Annotated in this window: 26 protein-coding genes, 2 pseudogenes and 2 riboswitches; of the genes and pseudogenes, 11 read left to right on the top strand and 17 right to left on the bottom strand. The window is 72.8% G+C overall.

Annotated elements, in window-relative coordinates:
* The first annotated feature begins 285 nt into the window (after nt 1-285).
* The gene (locus PWG71_RS16485; protein WP_274810617.1) at nt 286-441 is read left to right on the top strand and encodes a hypothetical protein; all 156 of its coding nucleotides are present in this window, start codon (nt 286-288) and stop codon (nt 439-441) included.
* A 31-nt stretch (nt 442-472) separates the two neighbouring features.
* Here the strand turns inward: PWG71_RS16485 and PWG71_RS16480 are convergent, their stop codons facing one another.
* The 7 genes from PWG71_RS16480 to PWG71_RS16450 form a co-directional block, all read right to left on the bottom strand.
* The gene (locus PWG71_RS16480; protein ID WP_274810616.1) at nt 473-1,192 is read right to left on the bottom strand and encodes a cobalt-precorrin-6A reductase; all 720 of its coding nucleotides are present in this window, start codon (nt 1,190-1,192) and stop codon (nt 473-475) included.
* On the bottom strand, nt 1,189-2,718 hold the full coding sequence (locus PWG71_RS16475; protein ID WP_274810615.1) for a cobyric acid synthase: 1,530 nt from the start codon (nt 2,716-2,718) through the stop codon (nt 1,189-1,191). The genes PWG71_RS16480 and PWG71_RS16475 overlap by 4 nt, the downstream gene beginning before the upstream one ends.
* The gene (gene cobF, locus PWG71_RS16470) at nt 2,679-3,401 is read right to left on the bottom strand and encodes a precorrin-6A synthase (deacetylating) (protein ID WP_274810614.1); all 723 of its coding nucleotides are present in this window, start codon (nt 3,399-3,401) and stop codon (nt 2,679-2,681) included. Before cobF ends, PWG71_RS16475 begins: the two co-directional genes overlap by 40 nt.
* Nucleotides 3,398-6,988 (bottom strand): cobaltochelatase subunit CobN, encoded by a 3,591-nt coding sequence (cobN, locus tag PWG71_RS16465; protein WP_274810613.1) that lies wholly within the window; start codon nt 6,986-6,988, stop codon nt 3,398-3,400. Before cobN ends, cobF begins: the two co-directional genes overlap by 4 nt.
* A gap of 35 nt (nt 6,989-7,023) precedes the next feature.
* A riboswitch (cobalamin riboswitch) is annotated at nt 7,024-7,134 on the bottom strand.
* 88 nt (nt 7,135-7,222) lie between these two features.
* Complete coding sequence (locus PWG71_RS16460) at nt 7,223-8,047, bottom strand: ABC transporter ATP-binding protein (protein ID WP_446725039.1); 825 nt, start codon at nt 8,045-8,047, stop codon at nt 7,223-7,225.
* Between the two features lie 17 nt (nt 8,048-8,064).
* Nucleotides 8,065-9,081, bottom strand: coding sequence for a FecCD family ABC transporter permease (locus PWG71_RS16455; protein ID WP_274810612.1), 1,017 nt, complete (start codon nt 9,079-9,081; stop codon nt 8,065-8,067).
* Entirely contained in the window at nt 9,078-10,106 is a 1,029-nt protein-coding gene (locus PWG71_RS16450) for an ABC transporter substrate-binding protein (protein ID WP_274810611.1), read from the bottom strand. The genes PWG71_RS16455 and PWG71_RS16450 overlap by 4 nt, the downstream gene beginning before the upstream one ends.
* A gap of 58 nt (nt 10,107-10,164) precedes the next feature.
* Nucleotides 10,165-10,377, bottom strand: a riboswitch (cobalamin riboswitch).
* 279 nt (nt 10,378-10,656) lie between these two features.
* Between PWG71_RS16450 and PWG71_RS16445 the strand changes: the two genes are divergently transcribed.
* Nucleotides 10,657-10,863, top strand: coding sequence for a hypothetical protein (locus PWG71_RS16445; RefSeq protein WP_274810610.1), 207 nt, complete (start codon nt 10,657-10,659; stop codon nt 10,861-10,863).
* Nucleotides 10,864-11,002: 139 nt separating this feature from the next.
* Here the strand turns inward: PWG71_RS16445 and PWG71_RS16440 are convergent, their stop codons facing one another.
* From PWG71_RS16440 to PWG71_RS16425, 4 genes are all read right to left on the bottom strand, one after another.
* The gene (locus PWG71_RS16440) at nt 11,003-11,266 is read right to left on the bottom strand and encodes a hypothetical protein (RefSeq protein WP_274810609.1); all 264 of its coding nucleotides are present in this window, start codon (nt 11,264-11,266) and stop codon (nt 11,003-11,005) included.
* A complete protein-coding gene (locus PWG71_RS16435; protein WP_274810608.1) occupies nt 11,263-11,493 on the bottom strand; it encodes a hypothetical protein in 231 nt (76 codons plus the stop codon). The genes PWG71_RS16440 and PWG71_RS16435 overlap by 4 nt, the downstream gene beginning before the upstream one ends.
* A 365-nt stretch (nt 11,494-11,858) precedes the next feature.
* Nucleotides 11,859-12,344 carry a ferritin-like domain-containing protein gene (locus tag PWG71_RS16430; RefSeq protein WP_274810607.1) on the bottom strand — a complete coding sequence of 162 codons (486 nt, stop codon included), beginning with the start codon at nt 12,342-12,344 and terminating at the stop codon, nt 11,859-11,861.
* Nucleotides 12,345-12,513: 169 nt separating this feature from the next.
* Nucleotides 12,514-13,137 carry a TetR/AcrR family transcriptional regulator gene (locus PWG71_RS16425; protein ID WP_274810606.1) on the bottom strand — a complete coding sequence of 208 codons (624 nt, stop codon included), beginning with the start codon at nt 13,135-13,137 and terminating at the stop codon, nt 12,514-12,516.
* A 69-nt stretch (nt 13,138-13,206) separates the two neighbouring features.
* Between PWG71_RS16425 and PWG71_RS16420 the strand changes: the two genes are divergently transcribed.
* Both PWG71_RS16420 and PWG71_RS16415 read left to right on the top strand, forming a co-directional pair.
* Nucleotides 13,207-13,617: a RidA family protein gene (locus PWG71_RS16420; RefSeq protein ID WP_274810605.1), complete on the top strand. Its 411-nt coding sequence runs from the start codon at nt 13,207-13,209 to the stop codon at nt 13,615-13,617.
* 368 nt (nt 13,618-13,985) lie between these two features.
* Nucleotides 13,986-14,222, top strand: a complete 237-nt coding sequence (locus tag PWG71_RS16415) for a hypothetical protein (protein ID WP_274810604.1) — start codon at nt 13,986-13,988, stop codon at nt 14,220-14,222.
* A gap of 193 nt (nt 14,223-14,415) precedes the next feature.
* On the opposite strand, the gene PWG71_RS16410 is transcribed toward PWG71_RS16415, so the two are convergent.
* Nucleotides 14,416-14,826, bottom strand: coding sequence for a transposase (locus tag PWG71_RS16410; protein WP_274810603.1), 411 nt, complete (start codon nt 14,824-14,826; stop codon nt 14,416-14,418).
* 116 nt (nt 14,827-14,942) lie between these two features.
* On the opposite strand from PWG71_RS16410, the gene PWG71_RS16405 reads away from it, so the two are divergent.
* From PWG71_RS16405 to PWG71_RS16395, 3 genes are all read left to right on the top strand, one after another.
* Entirely contained in the window at nt 14,943-15,206 is a 264-nt protein-coding gene (locus tag PWG71_RS16405) for a hypothetical protein (RefSeq protein ID WP_274810602.1), read from the top strand.
* A gap of 262 nt (nt 15,207-15,468) precedes the next feature.
* On the top strand, nt 15,469-16,323 hold the full coding sequence (locus PWG71_RS16400) for an alpha/beta fold hydrolase (protein WP_274810601.1): 855 nt from the start codon (nt 15,469-15,471) through the stop codon (nt 16,321-16,323).
* A gap of 378 nt (nt 16,324-16,701) precedes the next feature.
* Complete coding sequence (locus PWG71_RS16395; protein ID WP_274810600.1) at nt 16,702-17,064, top strand: MOSC domain-containing protein; 363 nt, start codon at nt 16,702-16,704, stop codon at nt 17,062-17,064.
* A 209-nt stretch (nt 17,065-17,273) separates the two neighbouring features.
* On the opposite strand, the gene PWG71_RS16390 is transcribed toward PWG71_RS16395, so the two are convergent.
* Nucleotides 17,274-18,584, bottom strand: a complete 1,311-nt coding sequence (locus PWG71_RS16390; RefSeq protein WP_274810599.1) for an FAD-binding oxidoreductase — start codon at nt 18,582-18,584, stop codon at nt 17,274-17,276.
* 102 nt (nt 18,585-18,686) lie between these two features.
* On the opposite strand from PWG71_RS16390, the gene sigJ reads away from it, so the two are divergent.
* Nucleotides 18,687-19,571, top strand: a complete 885-nt coding sequence (sigJ, locus tag PWG71_RS16385; protein ID WP_274810598.1) for an RNA polymerase sigma factor SigJ — start codon at nt 18,687-18,689, stop codon at nt 19,569-19,571.
* 84 nt (nt 19,572-19,655) lie between these two features.
* Here sigJ and PWG71_RS16380 read toward each other — a convergent pair whose 3' ends face one another.
* Together PWG71_RS16380 and PWG71_RS28820 are read right to left on the bottom strand one after the other, a co-directional pair.
* Nucleotides 19,656-20,123, bottom strand: coding sequence for a carboxymuconolactone decarboxylase family protein (locus PWG71_RS16380; RefSeq protein ID WP_274810597.1), 468 nt, complete (start codon nt 20,121-20,123; stop codon nt 19,656-19,658).
* 194 nt (nt 20,124-20,317) lie between these two features.
* Nucleotides 20,318-20,488 (bottom strand): annotated as a pseudogene (locus tag PWG71_RS28820) (IS5/IS1182 family transposase); the annotation flags it as partial.
* Between the two features lie 285 nt (nt 20,489-20,773).
* Between PWG71_RS28820 and PWG71_RS16365 the strand changes: the two are divergent.
* Entirely contained in the window at nt 20,774-21,286 is a 513-nt protein-coding gene (locus PWG71_RS16365; RefSeq protein WP_274810596.1) for an AAA family ATPase, read from the top strand.
* On the opposite strand, the pseudogene PWG71_RS16360 reads toward PWG71_RS16365, so the two are convergent.
* Nucleotides 21,287-21,701, bottom strand: a pseudogene (locus PWG71_RS16360) (transposase); the annotation flags it as partial. It lies immediately after the preceding gene.
* 297 nt (nt 21,702-21,998) lie between these two features.
* The gene (locus PWG71_RS16355) at nt 21,999-23,240 is read right to left on the bottom strand and encodes a PucR family transcriptional regulator (RefSeq protein ID WP_274810595.1); all 1,242 of its coding nucleotides are present in this window, start codon (nt 23,238-23,240) and stop codon (nt 21,999-22,001) included.
* Between the two features lie 91 nt (nt 23,241-23,331).
* On the opposite strand from PWG71_RS16355, the gene PWG71_RS16350 reads away from it, so the two are divergent.
* Together PWG71_RS16350 and PWG71_RS16345 are read left to right on the top strand one after the other, a co-directional pair.
* Complete coding sequence (locus PWG71_RS16350; protein ID WP_274810594.1) at nt 23,332-24,831, top strand: flavin-containing monooxygenase; 1,500 nt, start codon at nt 23,332-23,334, stop codon at nt 24,829-24,831.
* Entirely contained in the window at nt 24,828-25,745 is a 918-nt protein-coding gene (locus PWG71_RS16345; protein ID WP_274810593.1) for an alpha/beta fold hydrolase, read from the top strand. Before PWG71_RS16350 ends, PWG71_RS16345 begins: the two co-directional genes overlap by 4 nt.
* Nucleotides 25,746-25,967 lie beyond the last annotated feature (222 nt).

Raw genomic sequence — 25,967 nt, 5'->3', positions numbered from 1 at the left:
CCGTGATCTTGCTACCAGAGGCAACCTCGGCGCCGAGGTTGCCTCTGGTAGCAAGATCACGGGGATACAGCGGTTTCGGAAGCAGCGGACACTCAGGGGCAGGGTTTTGGGCGTGAGGGGGTTTCGGACTTGGCCGGGCCGGGCGGTAACTGATGGGCTTGGCCGGGCCGGGCGGGCTGTCCGGGCGAAGGCCGGGAGGCGCCTACCGGCCCGACCTCTCTCCCCCTTCCCGATAGCCGTCGACCCGCCGTCCACGCCGCCACCGGAATTCCCACCTACCTGCTGGTGGACCGTGACACGAACGCCCCGGTGGTCCACTCACGGCCCGAACGCGGTGAACACCAGGACAGGTCGAGGCACCTCCACCGCGACAAGTCCGGGATCCCCGGTACCGGGATGACCCCGGACACCGACGGGCTGAAGAAGCGGTCCGTCCGCTGACAGCCACCGAACACGGACCGACGGCCTTCGCTCACCCCAGACCGGCCACCCAGTCGAAGGCGTCCGCCACCCCGTGCACGGTGGGCACACCCTGCGGGCCCGGTGGACGCCGCACCACCACGACCGGGACTCCCAACCGCTCCGCGGCCGCCATCTTCGGCCAGGTGTAGGTACCCCCGGAGTCCTTCGTGACGAGTACGTCCGCCCGGTGCCCTGCCATCAGCTCCAGCTCACCCTCCAGGTGATACGGCCCTCGGCTGGTCAGCAGCCGCCAGGCGCCGGGGAGTTCGAGCTCGGGCACGTCCACCACCCGGGCCAGCACCGCGCGCTCTCCCAGGGAGGGCACGAAGCGGGCCAGCTCCTGGCGGCCGACCGTCACGAACGGCCGCCCGCCGAGCCCGGCCGCCGCCTCCGCCGCCTCCTCGTGGGTGTCGGCGTAGTGCCAGGCCGGGTCCGGCTCCCACCCCGGCCGCTCCAACCGCAGCAGCGGCAGGTCCGTGCAGGCGGCCGCCGCGTTGGCGGTCATGCCGAGCGCGAAGGGGTGGGTGGCGTCCACGACCGCGTCGTAGTCGGTCAGCGCCGCCCGCAGTCCGGCCACCCCGCCGAACCCGCCGATCCGCACCCCGCCCACCGGCAGGCGCGGCCTGGCCACCCGCCCGGCCAGCGACGTGGTCACGTCCACGCCCGCCTCGACCAGCAGGGCGGCCAGCTCACGGGCCTCGGACGTGCCGCCCAGCAGCAGGAGTCTCATCGGACGGGTTCCTGGCCGAGCAGGGGGAGTCCGGCGGGAGACCCCTCCCGGGCCAGTTCCAGCAGCGCGTCGACGTCCAGGTGGCGTTCCACGAGGTCGGCGAGCAGGTCCATGCGCCGCTCGCGCGCGGCGGAGAAGTCCACCCCGGAGGGCCCGTACCCCAAGGTCCGGGCGAGGAAGGCGGCCCGGAAGGCGTCGCCCTCCAGACTGCCGTGCCACATGGTGCCGAAGACCTCGCCCGAACGCGCTCCGCCCAGGAACTCCTCCGCGCCCCCGCCCACCGTGATCCGGCCGTGGTGGATCTCGTAGCCGCTCGCGGGCGCGCCCAGCGCCTCACCCTCGGGCAGGCGGAGGGTCTTGTCGGCGGTGAAGTCGGTGCGCACGTCGAGGAGCCCCAGACCCTCCGCCGACGAGCCCGGCGCGGCCTCGACCCCCTCGGGGTCGGTGACGACGCGCCCGAGCATCTGGAACCCCCCGCAGACACCGAGGAGCGGCCGCCCCCGGCGGACGTGCTCGGTGATCGCCTCGTCCAGCCCGCGCGAACGCAGCCAGGCCAGGTCGGCGAGGGTGGCACGGGTGCCGGGCAGCACCACGAGGTCGGCGTCGGCGATGTCGCGCGGGCCGGAGGCGAAGACCACGTCGAGCCCGGGTTCCAGGCCGAGCGCGTCCACGTCGGTGAAGTTGCTGATCCGGGGCAGGCGTACCACGGCCACCCGCGCCACCGCCCCGGGCGCCGCCCGCCCGCCGGCCCGCCGCCCCTCCAGGTCGAGGGCGTCCTCGGAGTCCAGCCACAGCCCGGGGTCCCACGGCAGGGTCCCGAACACCCGGCGGCCGGTGATCCGTTCGAGGCCGTCCAGGCCCGGCTGGAGCAGGGCGTGGTCGCCCCGGAACTTGTTGACCACGAAACCGGCGATCAGGGCCTGGTCGGCGGACTCCAGCAGCGCCACCGTCCCGTACATCGCGGCGAACACCCCGCCCCGGTCGATGTCGCCGACCACCACCACGGGCATCCCCGCGTGCCGGGCCAGCCCCATGTTGACGTAGTCGCCCGCCCGCAGGTTGATCTCGGCGGGGCTGCCCGCCCCCTCGGCGACGACGACCTCGTAGCGGGCCGCCAGGTCGTCGAACGCGGCGTGCGCGGCCTTCGCCAGGTGACGCCGTCCCGCCTCCCAGTCCGAGGACGACACCTCCCCGGCGGGGTGTCCGAGCAGCACGGCGTGGCTGCGCCGGTCGCCGCCGGGCTTGAGCAGCACCGGGTTCATGGCCGGCTCCGGTTCGGCGCGCGCGGCCAGCGCCTGCACCCACTGGGCCCGGCCGATCTCCGCCGGACGGCCGTCCGGGCCCGGGCACACCATGGAGTTGTTGGACATGTTCTGCGCCTTGTACGGGGCGACCCGCACGCCGCGGCGCGCGAAGGCCCGGCACAGGCCGGTGGTGACCACGCTCTTGCCGGCGTCGGAGGTGGTCCCGGCGACGAGGAGGCCGTTCACCCCGGTCTCCTGAGCAGCGCGGTGTCCATGACCCATCCGTCCTTCTCCCGGGCCCGTTGCCGGGCCTCCTCGATCTCGGGCAGTACGTCGCCGACCCGTCCCGCCACCAGCTCCTCGCCGTCGGTTCCCAGGTTGGCGCCCCACCACACGGACCAGTCCGCCAGGTCGCCGAACCCGTGCCGCCCGCCCAGCATGACGACGATGTCGCGGTGGCCCGCGGCCACCGCCTCCTCCAGACGGCGGGCCGGGGTGACGTGGACCGGCCGGCCCACCCCGTGCAGCACGATCCGGTGCCGGGCGGCCAGCATCTGGGGGGCGCTGATCCCCGGCAGCACGTCGTACTCCACCGGGACGACCCCCCGCGCGGCGACGGCCTCCACGATCCGCAGCGTCGAGTCGTACAGGGCCGGATCCCCCCAGACCAGGAACGCCGCCGTGCCCCCGCGCGGGCCCAGGACCCGCTCGTAGGCGGCCACCCGGGCCTCGTGCCAGGCGGCGACGGACGCCGCGTAGTCCGCGGCGTCCCGGTCCCGCTCGGGGTCGGGCACCTCCACCAGCGGCACACCGTGCGCCGCGCAGACGGCCCGCCGCAGTTCCAGCAACCCGTCGTCGTCGCCCTTGCGGGCGGCGACCGCGTAGTCGCACGCCCGCAGCGCCTCGACGACCTCGCCGGTGAGCTGGCGGGGGCCCATGCCGATCCCCAGGACGCGGACCCTCACTCGGCCCTCTCCTCCAGGTCGCCCTCGACCTCCAGGTACACCTCGGTCAGCGCCTGGAGGGTCGCGGGGTCCGGCTCCGCCCACAGGCCGCGCCGGGCCGCCTCGTGCAGTCGCTCCACGATGCCGTGCAGCGCCCACGGGTTGGAGCGGCGCATGAACTCCTGCGTGGTCTCGTCGAGCACGTACTCCGCCGCCAGCCGCTCGTACATCCAGTCGTGGACGACCCCGGCCGTCGCGTCGAACCCGAACAGGTAGTCGACGGTGGCGGCCAGTTCGAACGCCCCCTTGTAGCCGTGTCGCCGCATCGCCGAGATCCAGCGCGGGTTGACGACCCGGGCCCGGAACACCCGGGCGGTCTCCTCCGCCAGCGGCCGGGTGCGCACCGCGTCGGGCGAGGTGGAGTCGCCCACGTACGCCTTGGGGTCGGATCCGGTGAGCGCGCGCACGGTGGCGATCATGCCGCCGTGGTACTGGAAGTAGTCGTCGGAGTCGGCGATGTCGTGCTCGGCGCTGTCGATGTTCTTCGCCGCGACCTTGATCCGCCGGTAGTTGGCCCGCATGTCGTCGGCGGCCGGGACGCCGTCGAGGCCGCGGCCGTACGCGAAGCCGCCCCACGCGGTGTAGACCTCCGCCAGGTCGCTGTCGTCGCGCCAGTTGCCCGACTCCACCACCTGGAGGATGCCCGCGCCGTAGGATCCGGGAGCGGAACCGAAGATCCGGGTGGTGGCGCGCCTCATGTCCCCGTGCGACTCCAGGTCGGCGAGGGTGTGCGCGCGGACGAAGTTGCGGTCCTGCGGCTCGTCGAGACCGGCCACCAGGGCCACGGCGTCGTCCAGCATGGCGACCACGTGCGGGAAGGCGTCCCGGAAGAACCCGGAGATGCGCACCGTCACGTCGATCCGCGGGCGCCCCAGCTCCTCCAGCGGCACCACGTCCAGGCGGTGGACCCGCCGGGACGCCTCGTCCCACTCCGGGCGCACGCCGAGCAGGGCCAGCACCTCGGCCACGTCGTCGCCCGAGGTGCGCATCGCCGAGGTGCCCCACACCGACAGCCCCACCGACTCCGGGTAGGTCCCCGTCTCCTCCAGGTGGCGGCGCAGCAGCGAGTCGGCCATGGCCTGGCCGGTCTGCCAGGCGAGCCGGGACGGCACCGCCCGGGGGTCCACGGTGTAGAAGTTGCGACCGGTCGGCAGGACGTTGACCAGGCCTCGCAGCGGGGACCCGGACGGACCGGCCGGGACGAACCCGCCGGCCAGGGCGAGCAGGACGTGGTCCAGCTCGTCGGTGGTGCGGGCCAGGCGCGGGACGACCTGCGCGGCGGCGAACCCCAGCACGGAGCGCACCTCCGCGTCGTCGTGCAGGCCAGGCACCGCGGCCGGGTCCCAGCCCGCCGCCTCCATGCGCTCCACCAGACCGCGGGCGAGCGCCTCCACCGCGTCCACCTCGGCGGTCGGCGCGCCCTCCTTCAGGCCCAGCGCCGCGCGCAGCCCCGGCACGGCCCGGCCCACGCCTCCCCACACCTGGGCCGCGCGCAGCACGGACAGGACCAGGTTCACCCGGGTCTGCTCCTCGGGGGCGTCACCGAGCACGTGGAGCCCGTCGCGGATCTGGGTGTCCTTGATCTCGCACAGCCAGCCGTCGACGTGCAGCAGGAAGTCGTCGAACTCCTCGTCGTCGGGCCGCTCCGCCAGACCCAGGTCGCGGTGCATCTCCGCGGCCCGCATCAGCGACCAGATCTCGCCGCGGATCGCGGGGAGCTTCGCGGGGTCCATGGCGGCGATGTTGCCGTACTCGTCGAGAAGCTGCTCCAGACGGGCGATGTCGCCGTAGGTCTCCGCGCGGGCCATCGGCGGGATGAGGTGGTCCACGACCGTGGCGTGGGCCCGCCTCTTGGCCTGGGCGCCCTCGCCGGGGTCGTTGACCAGGAACGGGTAGACGAGCGGCAGGTCGCCCAGCGCGGCGTCGGTGGCGCACGCCGCCGACAGGGCCGCGTTCTTGCCGGGGAGCCACTCCAGCGATCCGTGCTTGCCCAGGTGGACGACGGCGTGGGCGCCGAAGCCGTGCTCCAGCCACCGGTAGGCCGCCAGGTAGTGGTGGCTGGGCGGCAGCTCCGGGTCGTGGTAGATCGCGACGGGGTTCTCGCCGAAACCGCGCGGCGGCTGGACCACGACGACGACGTTGCCCGCGCACAGGGCGGCGAGCACGAGTGCGCCGTCGTCGTTGACGTAGAGGTTCCCCGGTGCGGCGCCCCAGGCCTCGGTCATCGCGTCCCGCAGTTCCCCGGGCAGGTCACGGGTCCAGGCGGCGTACTCCTCCGCGGTGATGCGCACGTGGGCGTCGGTGAGCTGCCCGGAGGTCAGCCACTCCTCGTCCTGGCCTCCCGCCGCGATCAGGGCGTGCATGAGCGCGTCGCCGGCCTCCGCCTCGTCGGGCAGGTCCAGGCCGGGCAGGGCGTCGGGCCCGCCCAGGTCGTACCCCTCCTCGCGCAGCCGCCGCAGCAGGCGCACCAGGGAGCGCGGGGTGTCGAGCCCGACCGCGTTGCCGATCCGGGAGTGCTTGGTGGGGTAGGCCGACAGCACCACCGCGACCCGCTTCTCGGCGGGCGGCACGTGCCGCAGCCGGGCGTGCGCGACCGCGATCCCGGCCAGGCGGACGCAGCGCTCCCGGTCGGCGACGTAGCGGGGGAGGCCGTCCCGGTCGATCTCCTTGAAGGAGAACGGCACGGTGATGACGCGCCCGTCGAACTCGGGGATGGCGATCTGGTTGGCCGAGTCCAGCGGCGTGACACCGTCGTCGGACTCCTCCCAGACGGTGCGCGGGCTCGTCAGGCACAGCCCCTGGAGGACCGGGATCCCCAGGGCGGCCATGCGCTCCACGTCCCAGGCCTCGTCGTCTCCGCCCGCGCTCGCCGCGGCGGGGGTGCTGCCGCCCGCCGCCAGGAGGGTCACCACCAGCGCGTCGAACGCGCCGAGCGCCTCGTACAGCTCGTCGGGCGCCGAGCGCAGCGACCCGGCGAACACGGGCACGCCCACCGCCCGGCCGGTGGCGTCCACGGCGTCGGCCAGGTCGTGGACGAACGCCGTGTTGCCCCCCGACTCGTGGGCCCGGTAGTACAGGATGCCGATCCGGGGCAGGCCCGGGTCCGCGCTCCGCTCCCGCTCGGCGACGCCCCACGCCGGGAGTTCCAGGGGCGGTTCGAACCCCTCGCCGGTCACCAGGACGGTGTCCGACAGGAAGGCGTGCAGGCGGGCCAGGTTGGCGGGGCCGCCCTGGGCGAGGTACCGGTGCGCGTCGGTGGCCACGCCGATCGGAACGGTGGAATGCTCCATCAGCTCCGCGCTGGGCTGCTGCTCGCCGCTGAGGACGACCAGCGGCGTTCCCCGCTCACGGACGGCGGCCAGCCCCGGCCACAGGTCGTGCGAGGAGCCCAGCAGCCGCACCACGACCAGGTCGGCGCCCTCCACGGCCGCGGTGAGCTCGTCGTCGGAGGCGCGGGACGGGTTCGTCCACGTGTAGGGGGCACCGCTGCCCCGTGCGGAGAGCAGGTCGGTGTCGGATGTGGACAACAGTGCGATCCGTACCGTCATGGCCGGATTCCTCCCCAAGGGTTCTCGCCCTAGCGATGGTCGGAACGCTCGGAGCCGGTGTCTGGCTGCACCCCGACGGGGTGTCACAGTGGCGGAACCGCCCCGGAATCGCACCGGGTTCCCGCACTTCGAGCGAAGGGTTCAGGTCGTCTCACCGCGCCGCGGAAGCCGTCCGGGTCCACACCCTAGCGGTGGGACGTGCGCGTCGGCCGGGGCGCGGGGCGGTACGGGGGATCAGGGGACCCCCGGAGGGTGCGGCCGCGAGCCGCGCAGGAAGCGGATCACCGGATGCCCGGGCCCCTCGGTGACCTCGGCGCGCACCCCGTAGACCTCCCCGATGAGGGAGGGGGTGAGCACCTCGCCCGGCGTGCCCTCGGCGACCACCCGGCCGTCGCGGAGCACGAGCAGCCGGTCGCAGTACATCGCGGCCAGATTGAGGTCGTGCACGGCGATCACCGTGGTCACCGCGAGGCCGGCCACCAGTTCCATCAGGTCGAGCCGGTACCGGATGTCGAGGTGGTTGGTCGGTTCGTCGAGCAGCAGCTCGCCGGGTTCCTGGGCCAGGGCGCGGGCGATCTGCGCGCGCTGGCGCTCGCCGCCCGACAGGGTGTGCCAGGACCGGTCGGCCATGGCCGTGAGACCGGTGGCCTCCAGCGCCGCCGCCACGGCTTGCGCGTCGGCGGCGGAGGCGGGGGTCCAGGCGCGACGGTGGGGGATGCGTCCCAGCGCCACCACCTCGCGGATCGTCAGCTCGGTCCGGGTCTCCGCGTGCTGTTCCACGGCCGCCAACCGCCGTGCCACGGCCTTGCGGGGGATGCGGGGGAGCGGGCGCCCGTCCAGGACGACGACCCCGGACGAGGGCGCCAGGACCCCGGACAGCAGCCGCAGCAGGGTGGACTTGCCCGAGCCGTTCGGGCCCAGCAGCCCGAGCGTCTCCCCGGCACGGGGGGCCAGTGTCACACCGTCGACGATCAGGCGCCCTCCCGCCGGGCGGCACACCCGGTCGGCGCGCAGGCCGCGCTCCCCTTCGACCGGGGCCGGCGCGGGGCGCTCGGTCACGGCGGACTCGGTGTCGTTCACGGCTTGCTCCTGGATCGGTACAGCACGGCGATGAACGCGGGCACACCGATGAGCGAGGTCACCACGCCCACCGGGATCTCCTGGGGGTCGAGCAGCGTCCGCGCCGCCGTGTCCACCCACACCAGGAAGACGGCGCCCATCAGCGCGGTCACCGGCAGCAGCCGGGCATGGCCGGAACCGGTGAGCAGACGGGTGATGTGCGGCAGGACCAGCCCCACGAAGCCGATCGCCCCCGCGGCGCTGACCAGCGCGGCGGTCAGCAGGGCCGTGGCGGTCAGCAGGATCAGGCGCGCCCGTGCCACCCGCACGCCCAGGTGGGCCGCGGCCTCCTCCCCGAACGCGAAGGCGTCCAGGGTGCCCGTGTTGGCCGCGCACACCGCCAGCACGACGGCCAGCACCAGGGAGCACAGGGCCACGTCGGTCCACCCCGCGCCGGAGAGCGAGCCCAGCAGCCAGAACAGCACACCGCGCGTGGTCTCGGCGTCCGCCGAGGTCAGCACGACGAACGAGGTCAGGGCGGAGAAGAGCTGCATGGCCGCGACGCCGGACAGGACCACCCGGTCCATGGTCGCGCCCAGGGTGTGGGACAGCAGCACCACCATCCCGAAGGACAGCAGCGCGCCGACGAAGGCCCCCGCCGACAGCGACACCACCCCGGCGCCCCAGCCCAGGACGATCACGACGACCGCCCCGGTGGAGGCGCCCGAGGACACGCCCAGCACGAAGGGGTCCGCCAGGGGGTTGCGCAGCAGCGACTGCATGACCGCGCCGCACAGGGCCAGCCCGGCCCCGCACACCGCCGCCAGCAGGGCCCGGGGCATGCGGAGGTTCCACACGATGCCCTCGCGCAGCGTCGACAGGGGGCTCTCGCCGTATCCGAGTCGGGCGAGCACCGAGAACCGGACCTCGGACGTGGTGATGTCGGCGGGACCGATGGTCACCGCGACCGCGATCGATACGAGCAGGGCGGCCAGGCCTCCGCAGGTGAGCAGCGCGAGGCGCGCACCCCTCACCGTGCGAACCCGAGTTCCCGAAGTCCGGCGGCGACCTGCTCCACACCCTCGACCGTGCGGATCGACGGGTTCATGGCCTGGCCGCTCAGCAGGATGTAGCGCTCCTCGCGCACCGCGGTGAGGTCGCGCGTGGCGGGTCCGTCCTCCAGGAAGCCGATCTTTGCGGCGGCGGTCTCGGCGGTCTGCGACTCCCGGGTCAGGTCGCCCAGCACGATGACGTCCGGGTCGCGGTCGGCGACGGTCTCCCAGTTGATCTGCGGCCACTCGTCGTGGGTGTCGTCGAAGGCGTTCCGAGCCCCGACCTCGCGGGTGATGGCGCCGGGGGCCCCGCAGCATCCGGCCAGGTAGGGGGCCTCGGAGTTGGCGAACCAGTACATGAGGGAGACCTCGGAGGCGTCCAGGTCCTCGGTGGCGGCCTCCACCCGGCCCCGGAGTTCGGCGACGAGCTCCTCACCGCGCTCCTCGACACCGAAGACCAGCGCCAGGTCGCGGATCTCCCCGTAGACGACGTCCAGGGTCAGCGGTTCGCTGCGGGAACCGTCACCGCCGCTGTCGTTGTCCTTGCCCGCGGAGCAGTCGGAAGGCGACACGTACGTGCCCACGCCCAGCTCCCCGAACTGCTCCCGGGTGGCGACGCCGCCGGTGCCGAGGGTGGACACGAAGGAGGCGGTGACGAAGTCGGGCTCGGCCTCCAGGACCCGCTCGAAGGACGGGTTGTTCTCCGCCAGGCGCGGGATGCCCTCGTTGGCCTCCTCCAGGCCCTCCATGATCGGATCGGTCCACGTGGCGGTGCCGACGATCCGGTCCTCCAGGCCCAGGGAGAGCAGGATCTCGGTGGTGCCCTGGTTGAGGGAGACGACCCTCTGAGGGGGTTCGCCGACGGCGACCTCGTGTCCGCAGTTGTCGATGGTCGCGGCGGAGCCGGATCCCTCGGTGCCGCCGTCGTCCACGGTCGGCGAGCAGGCGGTGAGCAACAGGGCGGGGGCGAGCAGGAGGGGGCCCGCGAGGGGCATGGGGCGGTACATGGGGGCGCCTTGCATGTCGGGGCTCGAACGCGGAGCCTGGCATGGGTCACCCGTGCGGGGTCGGCGCACGGGGCCAGCAGGTCTTCGGACTCGGGTTCATCCGGACGAGGCGCCTTCCCGGGCCGGTGCGCGCCGCCGTTCCCGGCCGACACGGTCCCGCCCCAGTGGCGTGATGCCCCGCCCGTCCCCCTCACCGCTGCGCGTCAGCTCCGGATTCGCACCGGATTCCCTGACCACCTGGGTGGTTACGACTGGCCCGGGAAGAATAGCAAGGTCCTCCGGTGGCGGCCGGTGGCGGCCCGGCCATCGCCGGGAACGCGCGCCACCGGCACGCGTCCCCCTCCGGGTGAGGGGGAGAGCGGACGTACGGTCGCCCGGCCGCTCATCGCCCTTCCCCCTCCGGGAACCACTTTCGGTGTGCCGTGGTGTTCGAGGGGCACCGTGCGCGACCGGATGGACACGGAGGGTTTTGATCCATGATCAAAGGGTTATATCCCCTGGTGGGCGTTGTGCCCGAAGTGTCACGAGAACAGAGAAAAGAGGGAAGACCATGCGTACTGCTGTCAAGCTCGCCATCACGGGTCTGTTCGCCGCCGGTCTGCTCGGCGCGGGCGCGGGGGCGGCGAACGCCGCCCCGACCCCGCTCCTCGGCGGCTCCGACGCCTACCAGGCCTGCGTGAACCAGCAGAACACGCTCGGCCTGATCAACCTGGATCTCGACCTGCTCACCCAGTGCATCGCGAATCACAACGGCTGACCCGGCCGCAGGGGGGCCGCCCCGGGGCGGCCTCGGCCCGGTCGCGCCCGGTCCGCGGGACCGGGCGCGACCGGCGCCGCCGGGGGAGCGGCCCGGTCCGCCCGGGCCCGCGGGGGTGGGCGAAAAGGCGGGCACCCGCCTATGACCGGTCGCTTCCGCCCGTGGGGCGCACCGCCGTACCGGTGGAGGACCTCCAGAAATCGGTGTAGCGGCCGTCGCGGCGCAGCAGCCCATCGTGGTCGCCCTCCTCCACGATCCGTCCGCCGTCCAGGAGAACGATGTGATCGGCCCGCCGAACGGTGCGCAGTCGATGCGCCACCATCACCACGGTCCGGCCCGCCGACAGACGTTCGATGCCCTCGTGGACCGCGGTCTCGTTCACCGGGTCCAGCGCGGAGGTCACCTCGTCCAGCAGCCGATGGGCGCGCGCCCCAGCCGCGCGGCCAGCCTTCGGCGCAACGACAGCTGCAACCGATTGTCGAGGACATGCCCGATCCCCGATGACGCGGTCGTGAACAGCAACCGGACGAACAGCCCGACCGCGCCCACGATGACGATCCCCCGCACGTGATCGGGTTGGACCGGGTCCGAGGACAGCAGGGCGCGGCCCAGTTCGACGACCGCCAGCAAGGGGAGTGGAATGCGCCGAGTCGGGGATCCACCGGGCGGTCGCCGCGCTCCAGCGCGTCGGCTCGCCCGGACGGGACCCGTTCGCCCATCGGGCGAGGGCCCATGTGGTCCATGAGGCGACCCACCGCCTCGGTGTCACCGAGGCGGTGGGTCGGAACCCCTGTATCGACCCCTGGGTCCTCCGTCTCCACGGGCGCGGCGCGGTGATCACCGCCTCCCCGTCGGATCCGGGGGGTGGAGACCGGATCCTGGGAGCCGACCCTCAGGGCGCCGTGGGGGAGAGGCCGTGCCGCGCACGCCGTGCGGGCACGGACACGGGGTGAGTCGTCGGCACGCCCCCGGGCGCCGCGCACACCCCACCGGTCTTACGTGTCGGCGTCCACGAGGGCCTCACGGACGGCGTGGGGGAGCTTCTCCTCCAGGAAACGCGCCATGTCCTCCTCCTCTTGAAGGATGACGGACAGCCTGGTCGCGATCCCCTCCTCACCGAGCTGCCGGGCGGCGGCGATGAGCGCCTTGTAGCACGCGATCTCGAAGTGCTCGGCCGCGTAGTCGGCCAGGGCGTTCTTGACCAGGGTGTCCTTGGCGGGCTTGTTGACCATGCCCTGCACGGCCCCCATCATCTCCGCGAACACGGTCTTCGTGGAGGAGACCTTGCCGCCGAGGGACTCCACACAGGACTCGACCGTTTCGGCCTGACGGCGCGTCTCCTCGATGTGGAGCCGGATCCGCGCGTGCACGTCGGGCTCCCCCTCGGCGTCCTTGAGGTGCCGTTCGAGGGTCTTCTCCAGCGACCGCTCCATGGCGTACGCGTCGTTGAGCCAGTCGATCAGTCGCTCGCGGCTCGTCATGTTCTCTACTCCCCGTATCGGATTCCGTTCATCGGTCGAGAGCCACGACTACCCGCCGTCGCCAGGGGTAAACGACGGCTCCGGCGGAGGCGGTCCGCCCCCTCGCGTCGCCCCTGAGCACCGCGGTCCCGACGGCGGGCCGGGCCGCACGCCTCCCCGGCGGCGAGGGTCACACCCCGGCCCTGTCCGATACCCGCCAACCGGCCTCGACCGAGGCGCGGCACCGGTCCGGGTCGTCGCCCGCGCCGATGTAGAGCGCGGTCAGCATGGGGGGACCGTTGTCGAGCGTGCGGATCGACAACGGGCCGCCGGCGACCAGGGAGACCAGACCGTGGGCGATGATCCAGCTCTGCACGGCCAGCCGGCGCGGTCGGGTGTCGGGATGGAAGCGGCCGGCCTCTCCGGCCCGTCGGGCCGTGTCGACCAGACGGTCCAGGGTGGAGTCGGCGGCTTCGAGGTCTTCGAGGTCGACGCTCGCGTCGAACATGACCTGGTACAGGTCGGGATGGTCCAAGGCGTTGTCGAGGTAGGCGGCGACGAGGGCGGTCAGGTCCCTGACCGGGTCCTCGGACCCGGCCATGGAGTCGTACCGGGCGGCCAGGCGGGTGAAGCCCTCCTGGCGCAGGGCCTTCCAGAGGCCGTCCATGCCGCCGAAGTGGGTGTAGACGGCCATCGTCGACATGCCGGTGCCGGCCACCAGCGATCGCAGGGTGATCGGCTCGCGTGTGCGGAGCATGTGCGCGGCCCGTTCGATGAGCAGTGTGCGGATCGCCGGATCCTTCGTCCTCGCCATGCCGCTACGATACATTGCATAGCAATGTTATGTTTTCGGATCCGTGGGATCCCGAGAAGAGGAGTGGACATGCCCATCACCCTGGTGAACCCGGAAGGTCTGCCGAAGGTCGACCTCTACCGACAGGTGTCGGTCGCCGAAGGGTCGAGGCTCGTCTTCGTCGCCGGGCAGGTCGCCCTCGACGCGGACGGCGGCAAGGTCGGCGAAGGCGACGTCGTGGCCCAGGCCGAGCAGTGCTACCTCAACGTCGCCACGGCCCTGGCCGAGGTCGGCGCCTCCTTCGACGACGTGGCGAAGCTGACCGTCTACGTGGTCGACTGGACCCCCGAGAAGATGCCCCTGTTCATGGAGGGGGTCGCCCGTGCCTCGCGGAGGCTCGGGATCGCCGCCCCGGTCCCGCCGCTCACCGGAATCGGCGTCGCGGCGCTGGCCGACCCCGACTTCCTGCTGGAGGTGGAGGCCACCGCCGTCATCGGCTGAGCCGGGACGCCCTGGTCCGGCCTTCGGCCGGACGAGGCCCCTCCTCGTGTCCGGTCTCCGCATGCTCTTCCGTGCCCCTCGGGGGCACGGGCGCTCAGGGGGTTCTGGAGACCGGCGGAGGAGGCGTCCGAGGGACGAGGATGTCGACGTGGCGGCCGAAGGCTCGCGTTCTTCGGGCGGCCTCGCACGGACCGGAGCGCAGCGGAGGTTCACAGGAGCACCCGAGGGCGCCCACGGGGTTCTGGAGACCGGAAGGTCCCCGTTCTCCGGGCGCGCCGAGCACGGACCGGAGTGCAGGTCTACAAGGACACGGCCCGGTCCTGGCGCGTTCGGCCGGTCCGTCCGTCGGGTCCCCGGTGGAGGTGCGGGTGGTCGATGCGTCCGGCCTGCACGACGGTTCCGGAGACGTCGCCGTGCACGGTGTTGTGACGCCGCCCGCCGCACAGGCCGGGCCATCGGCGTTCGGCGTGGTGGCGCAGGAGTCGGAGGAGGGGCAGGGCGACTCCGACCGCGAGGACGCAGGCGAACAGTCCCACCGCGCTGCTCAGGAGGTACCCGAGGAGGAGAAGGGGGTCGGGCGGTTCCCGGGCAGGCTCCGCCGCTGACGGGGGCGGGAGTGAAAACCCACGCTCCGAACACCGAGGAGAACCGTCTCGACCCTGATGGCGTGACCTCATCGCGGTCGGCGCGCCCGGGAAAGTCCCCGCCGGGGGGTGCCGGCCGCCCGAAGCGGGACCCGCGCCGGGCCGGGAGGCGGGTGAGGCCATCGTCGGTGGTGGGGGTCTTGTCGGCGAGCGTTCAGATGGGTTCCGGCACTGATCTCGTGGTGCGGTGACAGTCCGTCGCCCAGAGGGGGTGGAGGACACGGATGCGCAGGAGGTCGAGGTCGGCTCGGCCGAACATCCGCCTCTTGAGCATCCTGATCTCGTTCACGGTGCCCTCCACCGCTCCGGAGCCGTGGGGCAGGCCCAGACCGGCGCGGACCGCCTCGTGGTCGTGGCTGAGGCCGCGGGCGAGGGAACACAGCGCGGGAAGGGGCTCTGCGGACGCAGCGGCGAGCCACTCGTCCAGCCGGTGCCCTTCTCGGTGGACCATCATCTGTGCGAAGTCGCGAACGTGTCCGGCCAGGGCGTCGAGCTCGGGGCACCGGCCGAGGACCGCTTTGAGCCGCACCGCGTCGCCGGGGTCCAGGCCCTGGGGATGGGACATGATCCAGCCGGTGACATGGCGCGGCTTCGGTGAGGGGAGCGAGGTCGGGGCGACCTCGGCGTCACCCGAACAGGTCGCACATACCGGCGGACCGTACTCACACTGCCGGTCCAGCCGTGCTCCCTGATCTCCTCGTGCAGCCCGACCACCTCACCGAGACCCTGGCCGCCATCCCCGGCCAGCGGGCGCGGCTGTCCATCGGCCCGGCCGAGCGGCCGTTCCCGATCCGCCCCGACGATGAGGAGGAGCACGGGCTCACCTGGCTGCTCATGCCCGTCCGCCGGCCCTCCGGCGACGAGCGGGGTGGTGACCTGCGAGCCACACCAGCCTGTTTCCGGGGCCCTGATGTCCCACTACCGGCGGCCCGGCCGCGACCGTGACGAGGCGCGGAGGCAACTGCTGGACTTCTACACCGCCATGACCCACGATGCCGGTGCGCATGTGCGGGCGCTGCCCGGATAGGAGGCACCCGACACCTTCGTCGACCGGAATCAGGCGTTGGCGTGGTGGGACACCGAGCGCGCCACTCTGGTGGCCGCGCCGCGGGCCGCACCAGAGACACAGCACACCGGGGCGGCCATCGCCCTGCCACTGGCCTTGGTCGAGTACTCGCACCGTGGTCGGGGGCGTAGCGTGGCCGACATGACTGCTCATCTGTCCCACGGCGAACGACTCCTCGCGGTCAACGGCGTCGAGCTGTGTGTCGAGACCTTCGGAGACCACACGGCCCCGGCGATCGTGATGGTCGCCGGGGCCTCTGCCTCGATGCTGTGGTGGGACGCCGAACTGTGCGGGCGGATCGCCGCCCGCGGCCGGTTCGTGGTCCGCTTCGACCACCGCGACACCGGCCGCTCGACCTGCTACCCGCCGGGCCGGCCGGCGTACTCCTGCACCGACCTGGCCCGGGACGTGCTCGGCATCCAGGACGCCCTGGGCATCGAACGCGCCCATGTGGTCTGTCAGTCGATGTTCGGACAGAGCGGCCTCATCCTCGGCGTGGACCACCCCCACCGGGTCGCGTCGCTGACGTTCGTCTCAAGCTCGACCGGGGCCGACGACCTGCCACCGCCCTCCAACGACCTGGCCATGCCCGCCCAACCGTGTTCCTCCGACACGGCCGCGGTCGTGGAGTACGTGATCGCCGACGCGCGGGCCTGCGCCGGCGACTCGCCGTACTTCGACGAGGCCGCGGTCCGGACGCTGGTCGAACGCGACGTGGCGCGCGCCAGGAACTACGCGTCCACACTGGTCAACCACTACGCCATCGACCTCGACGGACCGGCCCGCGGCGGCTTCGGCGACATCGCGGCGCCCACGCTCGTGGTCCACGGCGACCGAGACCCGCTCCTGCCGCCGGCGCACGGCGAGGCGCTGCGTGCGGCGATCCCCGGGGCCGAGCTGCTGGTCCTGCGGGGGGCCGGTCACGACCTGCCCGGGCCGGTGTGGGACGACTTCGTGTCGGCCCTGGACCGGCACACGGCAGGCGGCCGCCCGTGAACCGGTTGTGATCGGCGCTGTGGCCGCCGCTCTTCGACGGCCTCGCCGACCCCGGGGGTGGCCGCCTGGCCGCCGAGGCGGAGGAGGCCGGGTGGGACGGCTGCTTCGTGTGGGGCCGACACGATGGCCTGGCGCTCCCGAAGCCATGACGAGGGGCTTCGCGCCCGTCTGGCGAGACGGTTCGACTCGCTAACGGTAAGGCCCGTCCTGGCCGGTCACTCGGCTCCTGTTCGGGCCAGGCCAGGCCTGACCGTCGGTGTCCAGGCCCTGCTGGATCCCAGTGATCGTCTCCTGCACGGTTGCTGCCCAGTCGTTGTCTCCGACGGCCCGGAACAGCTCCGCCGACCGGGTACAGGCCTCGATCGCCTCCTCGAACCGATGCGCCTTGCGCAGTACAAGGCCGAGGTCGTTCCACGCCCCCGCTGCGCGGTGGGCGTCCCCGGTCAGCTCGGCGAGAACATCACCACCCGGGGGGTCGACCTGCTCTCCCCGGGCACCGGCACCGTGCTGCGCTTCGGCGGGCAGGCCGCCATCGAGGCCACCGGACTCCGTGATCCCTGCGCACAGATCGACCGGTTCTCCGACGGACCGCTCAAACAGAGGGTGTACCGCGGCGCGGACGGCGCCACGGTGTACCGGGCCGGGATGGCCGTCGTCCTCACCGACGGCCCCGTCGAACCCGGTATGCCCATCCGCGTACAGGCACCCGACGGCCCGCACGTCCCGTTGCGGCGGGTCTGACACCGCCGGTCTTCACCCTGTGGCCCGGCGGGTGGGCAGCGGGCGTCAGTTGAAACCGAGGAGACACCGGGGGATGACGTGGCGGACGTGGTCGACCCGAACGGCAGGGCGATGGAGGGGTTCGACCGCAGGGCGCGAAAGGTCCAGGATCCCCGACTGGGCCCTGCCCACACCGTGCACACCTGGTGCGCGGGACGGACGGCCGTGTCCTAGCCGAGCACCGGGTAGTTGCTGCGGAACACCCCGCTCGGGTCGCGCTCCCGCTTGATCCGACGCAGCCGCTCCAGCTCCTCAGCGCCGAACGCGGACGCCACCGACTCACCCGGAGCCAGATAGGTATAGGGCTTACGGCCGCTGACGTGCGGGGCGAGCGACTCCGCCAACCCCCGCTGTCTGGCGCGAACCCCCTGAGCCACCTCCGGGGTGAACGGCACACCGAACATGTACAGCGAGTAGGGCTCGCCCAACGGCCCGAACGGGCCCTGCGAGGGTCCGGCCAGCGCACCGCCCAGGTGGCGGATCTGCACGCTGAGCAGCGGGGCGATCGGCTCCGCCACCAGGGCGTCGATCACCTCCTGCCCCAACCCGGTCAGCAGTTCGGCGCGCGCCAGGCCCGCCGAGGGGTCGGTGGGCTCGGCGGTGATCGCACCCAGCCCGGTCAGCTCCAGGACACCCCGGGTGTCGGACAGGAGGACACCGGCCCCCTCCAGGGGGCGCAACAGCTCCCGCCCCTTGTCCTCCTCCCCCAGGTACGTCACGTCGACCGCCACCAGCGGATCCCCGCCGGGGAACTGGAACAGGTCCAACCACAGGGTCAGCTCCTCCGGCGCTCCGGCGGTGATCCGCCCGAACGCCTCCATCACCTGGGGCGCCCGCGCCCCGGGCCACACCAGCCGCCCGCCGTACAGGGCCGGGGCGGGGTAGAGGTCGAACTCGATCGCGGTGACCAGCGCGAAGTCGCCTCCGGCACCGCACAGCGCCCAGAACAGGTCGGGGTCGGAGGCGGCGGTCACCCGGACCCGCTCCCCCCGGGCGTCCACCACCTCGAAGGCGGTGACACCGTCTGCCGCCCACCCGTGGCGGCGGCCGAACCAGCTCAGCCCGCCGCCCAGGGTGTACCCGGTCACACTGACCACCGGAGAGCTTCCGGGCAGCCCGGTCAGACCGTGCTTCGCGGCCTCGGCCTGCACCCGCCCCCAGGACACACCCGCGCCCACCCGGGCGGTCCGCGCCCCGGCGTCCACCCGCACCTCGTCCAGCGCACCGGTGCGCAGCAGGACCACACCCTCCACCGCCCCCGAGGCACCGTGCCCGTTGGGCTGGGCCGACACCGTCAGTCCCGCCTCGCGGGCGTAGCGGACCAGGGCCGCCACGTCGTCGGCGTCAGCCGCCTCCACCACCGCCGACACCGGCTGCTCCACGGCCAGGTTCCACGGACGCCGGGCCTGCTCGAAGCCCTCGTCCCCCTCCAGCAGTACACGGCCGCGTACCCGGGTGCGCAGTTCGTCGAGGTTGCTCATACAGCCTTCTCCTTCATGGGAACCGTCACATCGGCTGTCTTCGCATCGTCAGCACAATGATTCGTCTGCCCTATGACGAACCGCGACGAGGAGATGTGACCGATGAACACGAACGATTTCCTGGCGGAGCGATTCGAGCGGCACCGCCCCCTCCTGGAGTCGGTCGCCTACCGGATGCTCGGTTCCCTGAGCGAGGCCGCAGACGCGGTCCAGGAGGCGTGGCTGCGGCTCAGCCGGTCCGACGCCGACGAGATCGACAACCTGCCCGGATGGCTGACCACGGTGGTGGGCCGCGTGTGCCTGGACATGCTGCGCCAGCGCACCGCGCGCCGGGAGGAACCCGTGGGCGAACACCTCCCCGACCCGGTGGTCAGCCACCACGAGGGGAGCGGCCCCGAACAGCAGGCCGTACTCGCCGACTCGGTGGGCCTGGCCCTGCTGGTGGTCCTGGAGACGCTGAACCCGGCCGAGCGGCTGGCGTTCGTCCTGCACGACATGTTCGCCCTGCCCTTCGAGGAGATCGCCCCCATCGTGGGCCGCACCCCCGCCGCCACCCGCCAGCTCGCCAGCCGGGCCCGCCGCCGGGTACAGGGGGCGAGCACGGTCGCCGCCCCCGACCTCGCACGCCAGCGCGAGGTGGTCGACGCCTTCCTCGCCGCCGCGCGCGGCGGCGACTTCGACGCCCTGCTCGCGGTACTGGACCCGGACGTCATCACGCGCGTCGACCTCGGCGCCGCACGAGGGGGCGTGCCCGCGGTCGTGCGCGGCGCCGAGGTCGTGGCCCGGCAGGCCATCACCTACGCGCGCCTGGCGCAGTCCTCGCACCCCGCGCTCGTCAACGGGGCCGCCGGGGTCGTCGCCACCCGCGATGGGCGGCCCTACTCCGTCATGAGCTTCACCATCATCGACGACAGGATCGTGGAGATCCAGTCGCTCGCCGACCCTGTCCGCCTGGCCCGGCTCGACCTGTCCGCCTTCGAGGGCTGAGCGGCGCCCGTCCCGCGCACGGGGCCCTCACTCCCCTCGCGGAGTGAGGGCCCCGGACGCAGGTGGAGAGTCCGCGGGTGGGCCTCAGGCCCAGGCCGCGCCCGCGACCTGCCGGGTAGCGGCGTTCACGCGGTTCCACAGGTTGACCGTGGCGATCGCCAGGACCAGGGCCGCGACCGCCGCCTCGTCGTAGTGGCGGGAGACCTCCTCCCAGACCTCGTCGGACACCTGCTCGGAACTGTCGCCGACACGCGTGACGGACTCGGCCAGCGCCAGCGCGGCGCGCTCGGCGTCGGTGAAGAAGGGAGCGTCGCGCCAGGCCGCCACCGCGAAGACGCGCTCGTTCGACTCGCCCGCCTTGCTCAGGTCGCTGGAGTGCATGTGCACGCACACCGCGCAGCCGTTGATCTGACTGGCCCGCAAGTTGACCAGTTCGAGTGTGGTCTTGGGTACTCCCGCCTTCTGTACGGACTTGCCCAGGGCCATCAGCGCAGGCATCGCGCCGGGAACGGTCATCGCCGGGTTGCCCATGCGGGCCTGCACGGTCTGCATCGTCTCTCTCCTGCCGTCGTGTCCAGCGCCGTTCGCTGGAGACACCCCTATGACGAGTCCCGCCGTGGATGTGTGACCGCTCCGGGAAAAGAATCCGCCGGTTTCGGAGGAGGTCCGCGGCCACCCCGGTGCTCCCAGCCGGACCCGTCGCCGACGCCCGGCCACAGGCCCAGGCCTCGCGACCACGGGGCGACTTCCCGTGGTCGCGAGGCCTGGGCCCTCTTCTCCGGGATGACCGCCTTGATGCCCCGTCTGCGCAGGTAGGCGCGGTTCTCGCGGGAGGAGTGCGCCGTGTCGGCGGCGGCCGCGTCCGGTCGGGTGCGAGGACGGCCCACCGGTCCGCGCACCCGCACCGCCGACGGCACCGTGGTGGACTCCTTCACCATCGACAAGGACGGCGACGACAAGCGCGTCACCGACACCCGCTGAAAAACCGTCGCCCGCCCACGGGGCCGCCGCCACCGTGGGCGGGCGACCACGACCGGGGAGGTGAGGACGATCCACATCGCGAACGCACGCGCGTCCTCACCGTGCCGGGGCCACTGACCCCGCGGGGACGCCCACGCCCGAAAGGCGAGCAATTGTCAAATCCTGTGGATGTGGTGCGGCCGCTGGATGGGCGGGCCGGTTGGGTATGCGAGGGTGTGTTCATGTTGATCGCGATGGCGGGGCTGCCTGGCGCGGGGAAGAGCTCGGTCGCCGAGTCGTTGGGGCGTGAGTTGGCCGCTCCGGTCGTGTCGGTGGATCCGATCGAGGCGGCGATGTGGCGTGCGGGGGTGGCTCGCGGTCAGCCCACGGGTCTTGCGGCGTATGCCGTGGCCGAGGCCGTGGCCGACGGTGTGCTGGCCCTTGGCCAGACAGTGATCATCGATGCGGTCAACGCGGTGGAGGAGGCCCGGGAGCAGTGGCGGTCGCTGGCGGTTCGTCATGGTGTGCCGGTGGTGTTCATCGAGGTGGTGTGTTCGGATCCGGCGGTGCACCGCGGGCGGCTCGAAGGCCGGTCCCGGGGGATTGAGGGTTTCCATGAGCCGACGTGGGAGGCGGTGGAGCGGCGGCGGGAGGAGTTCGCCCCGTGGGCCGGTGACCGGTTGGTGTTGGACAGTGTGATCGATGTGCCGTCGAACGTCGCGAGGGCCCTGGAACTTTTGGCCCCGGCGTCGTGAATCCTCAGCGTTGTAGACCTCCTGGAGGGCCTTCCTGGCGCCGGGGTGCGCGGATTTCGGAAGCGCGTTCATGACGTTGCGGGTTTTGTGAACCCAGCATCTTTGGTGCCTGGCGGCGGGGAACACCTCCGCCAGGGCCCGCCACGATCCCATAGCTCCGTCGCCGACAACGAGCATCGGGTCGCGCATCCCGCGCCGGCGGCAGTCCCGCAGCGGATCCGCCCACGACTCGGTCGACTCGCGCACGGCCCTCGGCGATCGCGATCGGTTCCTTGGTCCCGTCGACGCGGACGCCCATCAGGACCAGGGGGCAGGAGTGCGTCTGGGACAGGCGGATCTTGGGGTGGACTCCGTCGGCCCACACATGTACGTAATCGGAATCGGCCAAGTCACGAGCCTGGAAGGCCACGTGCTCGGCGGTCCGCGCCGGTCTGGGCCTGCCCCACGGCTCCGGAGCGGTGGAGGGCACCGTGAAAGAGATCAGGATGCTCAAGAGGCGGATGTTCGGCCGAGCCGACCTCGACCTCCTGCGCATCCGTGTCCTCCACCCCCTCTGGGCGACGGACTGTCACCGCACCACGAATCAGTGCCGGAACCCATCTGAACGCTCGCCGACAGGTCTCCCGGGCGGTCCTCGAAGGAGGCGGTATGGGTGGAATCTGGTGAATCTACCTCGTAAAGGCGGATGTTCTGTTCTCTGTACCCGCTGGTATCACGGAACGGAGTGCCAGCGTAGGAGTTCGAGGGCGACGGCGACGTCGACCGGGTTCTCGTCCAAGGGCCGGGGCAGGAGTTCGTCGACGCGGTTCAGGCGGCGTACCACCGTGTTGCGGTGGGTGTAGGAGCGTTCGGCCGTGAGCGTGGTGTTGCCCAGGGACCGTATGTAGGTCAGGGCCGTCTCGCGCAGGGCGGGGTCGGCGGTCATGAGTTCGCCCAGGGTGTCGTGCAGGAACTCCTCCACCCCGGGCGCGGCGTCGGCGAACAGGGCGGCGAGCTGGACGTCCTCGTAACGGGCGAACCGTCGGGACGGCGCGCCCGCGAGCATGCGCTGGGTCGCGGCCGCGTCGAAGTGGCTGCGGCGGAAGCCGTCCACGCCCCTGCCCGGGCGGCCCACGGCCACGCGGACCCGAGGGTGGGCGGTGAGTTCGGCGGCCAGCCGCTCCCGGGGCGGGGCGGTGGCGATCGGCAGCCAGACCCACAGGACGGTGGCGCCGGCGATGACCGTGAGCCGGTGGTCGGCGCCACCGGCGCGGGCGACGGCCTCGGCGGCGGCCTCCAGGTGGTCGGGCGTGGTCCCCGGGTCGCCCCGGACGATGGCGGCGGTGTGCGGCCCGGACAGGGGGTGGCGCAGCCGGCTCTCGGCGCGGTCGCGGCCGATGGGGGCGCCCTCCAACAGGAGGGTGACGGCGGCCCGGCGTTCGGCGTGGGTGCCGCGGGTGAGCTCCTCGCGTTCGGCGCGCATACGTTCGGACAGGGCGGAGATGGTGTCGTCGATGAACGTGTTGATGGACAGGGCGGAGACGTCGAGGAGGGCGCGCAGTTCGTCGGGGTCGGAGGTCAGGCCGAAGCAGACGTTCATCCAGTGGCGCCAGGCGACGTTCTGCCCGGCGCGGAAGGCGTCCAGGGCGCCCTCGTCGAGACCGCGTCGGACCAGGTCGCGGCCGGCCTCCAGGGGTTCGGGGCCGGTGTTGGCGGGCACCCGTTCGCCGGGGCGGGCGATGTTGGCCGCGGCCCAGTGCCGCAGGTTGGCCACGTTGGCGCGGCGGATCCCCTCGGCCAGGGCCGGGTCCTCGGCGGCCGGTCGCATGCGTTCGCCGCCCAGGGAGGCGGCGTGGAGTTCGTCGATCCACGCGGCCGGGGGATCCAGGGCGAGTTCCGCCCCGCGTCGCAGCAGGTGGAGTGTCCGAGGGGAGGGGCGGGGCCAGGGAGGGTCGCCCGCAGCGTTGTGCACCACATCGACCAGGATCGTGGTGCACGGTGCTCTGGCACAAGAGGGAGCGCATCACACAAGGTGGTATCGGCGCGGGAATCGGAGGAAGCGGTACATGAGCGGTGAGCGGACACCTGTGGAGCACCTGGACGTGCTCGTCATCGGGGCGGGGATCTCCGGGATCGGGGCCGGACACTACCTGAAGGAGCATCACCCGGAGAAGGGGTTCGCGATCCTGGAGGCCCGCGCGGCCTCGGGCGGCACCTGGGACCTGTTCCGTTACCCGGGCATCCGGTCGGATTCGGACCTGCACACCTTCGGGTACGAGTTCAAGCCGTGGCGGGACCGGCAGGCGATCGCCGACGCGGACCGCATCCTGGCCTATCTGCGCGAGGCGATCGCCGAGGACGACCTGGAGCCGCACATCCGCCACCACCACCGGATGGTGGGGGCGTCGTGGTCGAGCGAGGAGGCGCGCTGGCTGGTCGACGTGGAGCGCGTCGACACCGGTGAGCGGGTGCTGCTGAGCGCCGGGTGGCTGTTCTCGGCGGCCGGGTACTACCGCTACGACGAGGGGTACACCCCGCGTTTCGAGGGGCGGGAACGGTTCGGCGGCACGATCGTGCACCCCCAGCACTGGCCGGAGGACCTGGACTACGCCGGGAAGCGGGTGGTGGTGATCGGCAGTGGGGCGACGGCCGTCACGTTGGTGCCGGCGATGGCCGGGACCGCGGGGCACGTCACGATGGTGCAGCGCACCCCCACCTACGTCATGCCCGTGCCCCGGGGCGACGCCCTGGCCGACCTGTTGCGCAGGGTGTTCGGCGAGGAACGGGGCTACCGGCTGGCGCGGCGCAAGAACATCTGGAAGGGCACCGCGGTCTGGCGTTTCTGCCGACGCTTCCCCAGGGCGTCCCGGAGGCTCATCCGCCGGGTCGTCGCGTCGCGGCTGCCCGAGGGTTATCCGGTCGACGAGCACTTCAACCCGCCCTACGATCCGTGGGACCAGCGGTTGTGCGCGGCCCCCGACGGTGACTTCTTCCGGGCCATCCGGTCGGGGAGGGCGTCGGTGGTGACCGATCGGATCGCCGCCTTCACGGAGCGGGGCCTGATGCTGGAATCCGGGCGGGAGATCGAGGCCGACGTCATCGTCACCGCCACCGGGCTGAACCTCCAGGCCTTCGGCGGGGTGGAGCTGACGGTCGACGGGGAGCCGGTGCGGCTCGCCGACACCGTCGCCTACAAGGGGATGATGTTGTCCGGGGTGCCCAACCTGGCGTTCGCCATCGGGTACACCAACGCGTCGTGGACGTTGAAGATCGGCCTGTTGTGCGAGCACTTCTGTCGGCTGCTGACGCACATGGACGCCCACGGGTACGATACGTGCCGTCCCGAGCCGGCCGACCCGGACATGGCGACGCGGCCGCTGTTGGACTTCGCCGCCGGGTACGTGCGCCGCGCGGTGGACGGGTTGCCGAGACAGGGGGATCGCATGCCGTGGCTGACCTCGATGAGCTACCACTCCGACGTGACGCTGTTGCGGGTGGACGACGTGGTCGACCCCGAGTTGCGCTTCTCCCGCTCGGCGGTGTCCGCGAGGGCGGTGACGACGTGACCGGTGCCGGGCCGGACCTGTTCGCGGACCTGCCGGGCGGTCCGCGGATCTGCCACCGCGTGGAGGGGCCCGCGGACGGGGCGCCGGTGCTGCTCGTCGCCGGGCTGGGCCTGGACCTGACGTCGTGGCCCCGGCGGATGGTCGAGGGGCTCCTCGAACGCGGGTCGCGGGTGATCGTGTTCGACAACCGGGACGCGGGACGTTCCACCCGGATCGCGACGCCCCCGCCGAGCCCGCTGCACTCCCTGCTCGGGCGCGCCCGCCCGGACTCCTACGACCTGGGCGACATGGCCGCCGACACGGTGGGCCTGCTCGACCACCTGGGCATCGCGCGGGCGCACCTGGTGGGGATGTCGATGGGCGGCATGATCGGTCAGACCGTCGCGGCCCGTCACCCCGACCGGGTCGCCACGCTCACCTCGATCTTCTCCACCACGGGGGATCGAGGGGTGGGGCGGGTGGCGTGGTCGACGCTGGCGCGCATGGGCAAGCGGCCCGCGCGCACGGCCCAGGAGTCGGTGGAGCGGCATCTGGCGATGTTGGCGCACATCGGTTCGGCGGTCTTCCCGCCGGATCGGGACGAGGAGGTCGCCTGGGCCGCCCGGGCGTGGGAGCGGTCCGGAGGGGTCCGGTCACGCGGTGGCGTGCCCCGGCAGATCGGGGCGATCCACGCGTCGGGGGATCGGACGGCGGAGCTGGCCCGGATCACCGCGCCCACGCTCGTGGTCCACGGGGACACCGACCGGATGGTCCATCCGAGCGGCGGTCGGGCCACGGCGCGGGCGGTGCCGGGGGCCCGACACGTGGAGGTCGAGGGCATGGCGCACCATCTCGCGCCGGGGGTGGTGGAGCGGCTGGTGGGGCTCATCGCCGACCACCTCGTGCGCGGTGACCGGGGCGCGGGCCGACACTGACGGCGGTCGGGCGGGCCCGCGCCCCGGAGCGCGGGCCCGCCCGAGGACGCGGTGCACCGCCGCGCGCCGGGGGTGGTGGACCGGTCGGTGGGGCCGATCGCCGACCACCTCGTGCGCGGTGACCGGGGCGCGGGCCGGCTCGGATGCCCCCCGAGGTCACGGGTGCGCGTCCGGTCGCCCGCGGCGATCTCCCCGAACGGACCGACACGTCCGGGACGGGCG

Source organism: Nocardiopsis sp. N85 (genome assembly GCF_028882275.1).
GTDB classification, from domain to species: domain Bacteria; phylum Actinomycetota; class Actinomycetes; order Streptosporangiales; family Streptosporangiaceae; genus Nocardiopsis; species Nocardiopsis lambiniae.
This window is presented reverse-complemented; position numbering and strand designations above follow the sequence as displayed.

Bases quoted from the DNA above. Each gene is read 5' to 3' on its own strand.
- PWG71_RS16480 (WP_274810616.1), bottom strand. From the start codon at position 1,192: ATGAGACTCCTGCTGCTGGGCGGCACGTCCGAGGCCCGTGAGCTGGCC.
- PWG71_RS16475 (WP_274810615.1), bottom strand. From the start codon at position 2,718: ATGGGTCATGGACACCGCGCTGCTCAGGAGACCGGGGTGAACGGCCTC.
- cobN (WP_274810613.1), bottom strand. From the start codon at position 6,988: ATGACGGTACGGATCGCACTGTTGTCCACATCCGACACCGACCTGCTC.
- PWG71_RS16450 (WP_274810611.1), bottom strand. From the start codon at position 10,106: ATGTACCGCCCCATGCCCCTCGCGGGCCCCCTCCTGCTCGCCCCCGCC.
- PWG71_RS16445 (WP_274810610.1), top strand. From the start codon at position 10,657: ATGCGTACTGCTGTCAAGCTCGCCATCACGGGTCTGTTCGCCGCCGGT.
- PWG71_RS16430 (WP_274810607.1), bottom strand. From the start codon at position 12,344: ATGACGAGCCGCGAGCGACTGATCGACTGGCTCAACGACGCGTACGCC.
- PWG71_RS16425 (WP_274810606.1), bottom strand. From the start codon at position 13,137: ATGGCGAGGACGAAGGATCCGGCGATCCGCACACTGCTCATCGAACGG.
- PWG71_RS16420 (WP_274810605.1), top strand. From the start codon at position 13,207: ATGCCCATCACCCTGGTGAACCCGGAAGGTCTGCCGAAGGTCGACCTC.
- PWG71_RS16410 (WP_274810603.1), bottom strand. From the start codon at position 14,826: ATGTCCCATCCCCAGGGCCTGGACCCCGGCGACGCGGTGCGGCTCAAA.
- PWG71_RS16400 (WP_274810601.1), top strand. From the start codon at position 15,469: ATGACTGCTCATCTGTCCCACGGCGAACGACTCCTCGCGGTCAACGGC.
- PWG71_RS16395 (WP_274810600.1), top strand. From the start codon at position 16,702: ATGCGCCTTGCGCAGTACAAGGCCGAGGTCGTTCCACGCCCCCGCTGC.
- PWG71_RS16390 (WP_274810599.1), bottom strand. From the start codon at position 18,584: ATGAGCAACCTCGACGAACTGCGCACCCGGGTACGCGGCCGTGTACTG.
- sigJ (WP_274810598.1), top strand. From the start codon at position 18,687: ATGAACACGAACGATTTCCTGGCGGAGCGATTCGAGCGGCACCGCCCC.
- PWG71_RS16380 (WP_274810597.1), bottom strand. From the start codon at position 20,123: ATGCAGACCGTGCAGGCCCGCATGGGCAACCCGGCGATGACCGTTCCC.
- PWG71_RS16365 (WP_274810596.1), top strand. From the start codon at position 20,774: ATGTTGATCGCGATGGCGGGGCTGCCTGGCGCGGGGAAGAGCTCGGTC.
- PWG71_RS16350 (WP_274810594.1), top strand. From the start codon at position 23,332: ATGAGCGGTGAGCGGACACCTGTGGAGCACCTGGACGTGCTCGTCATC.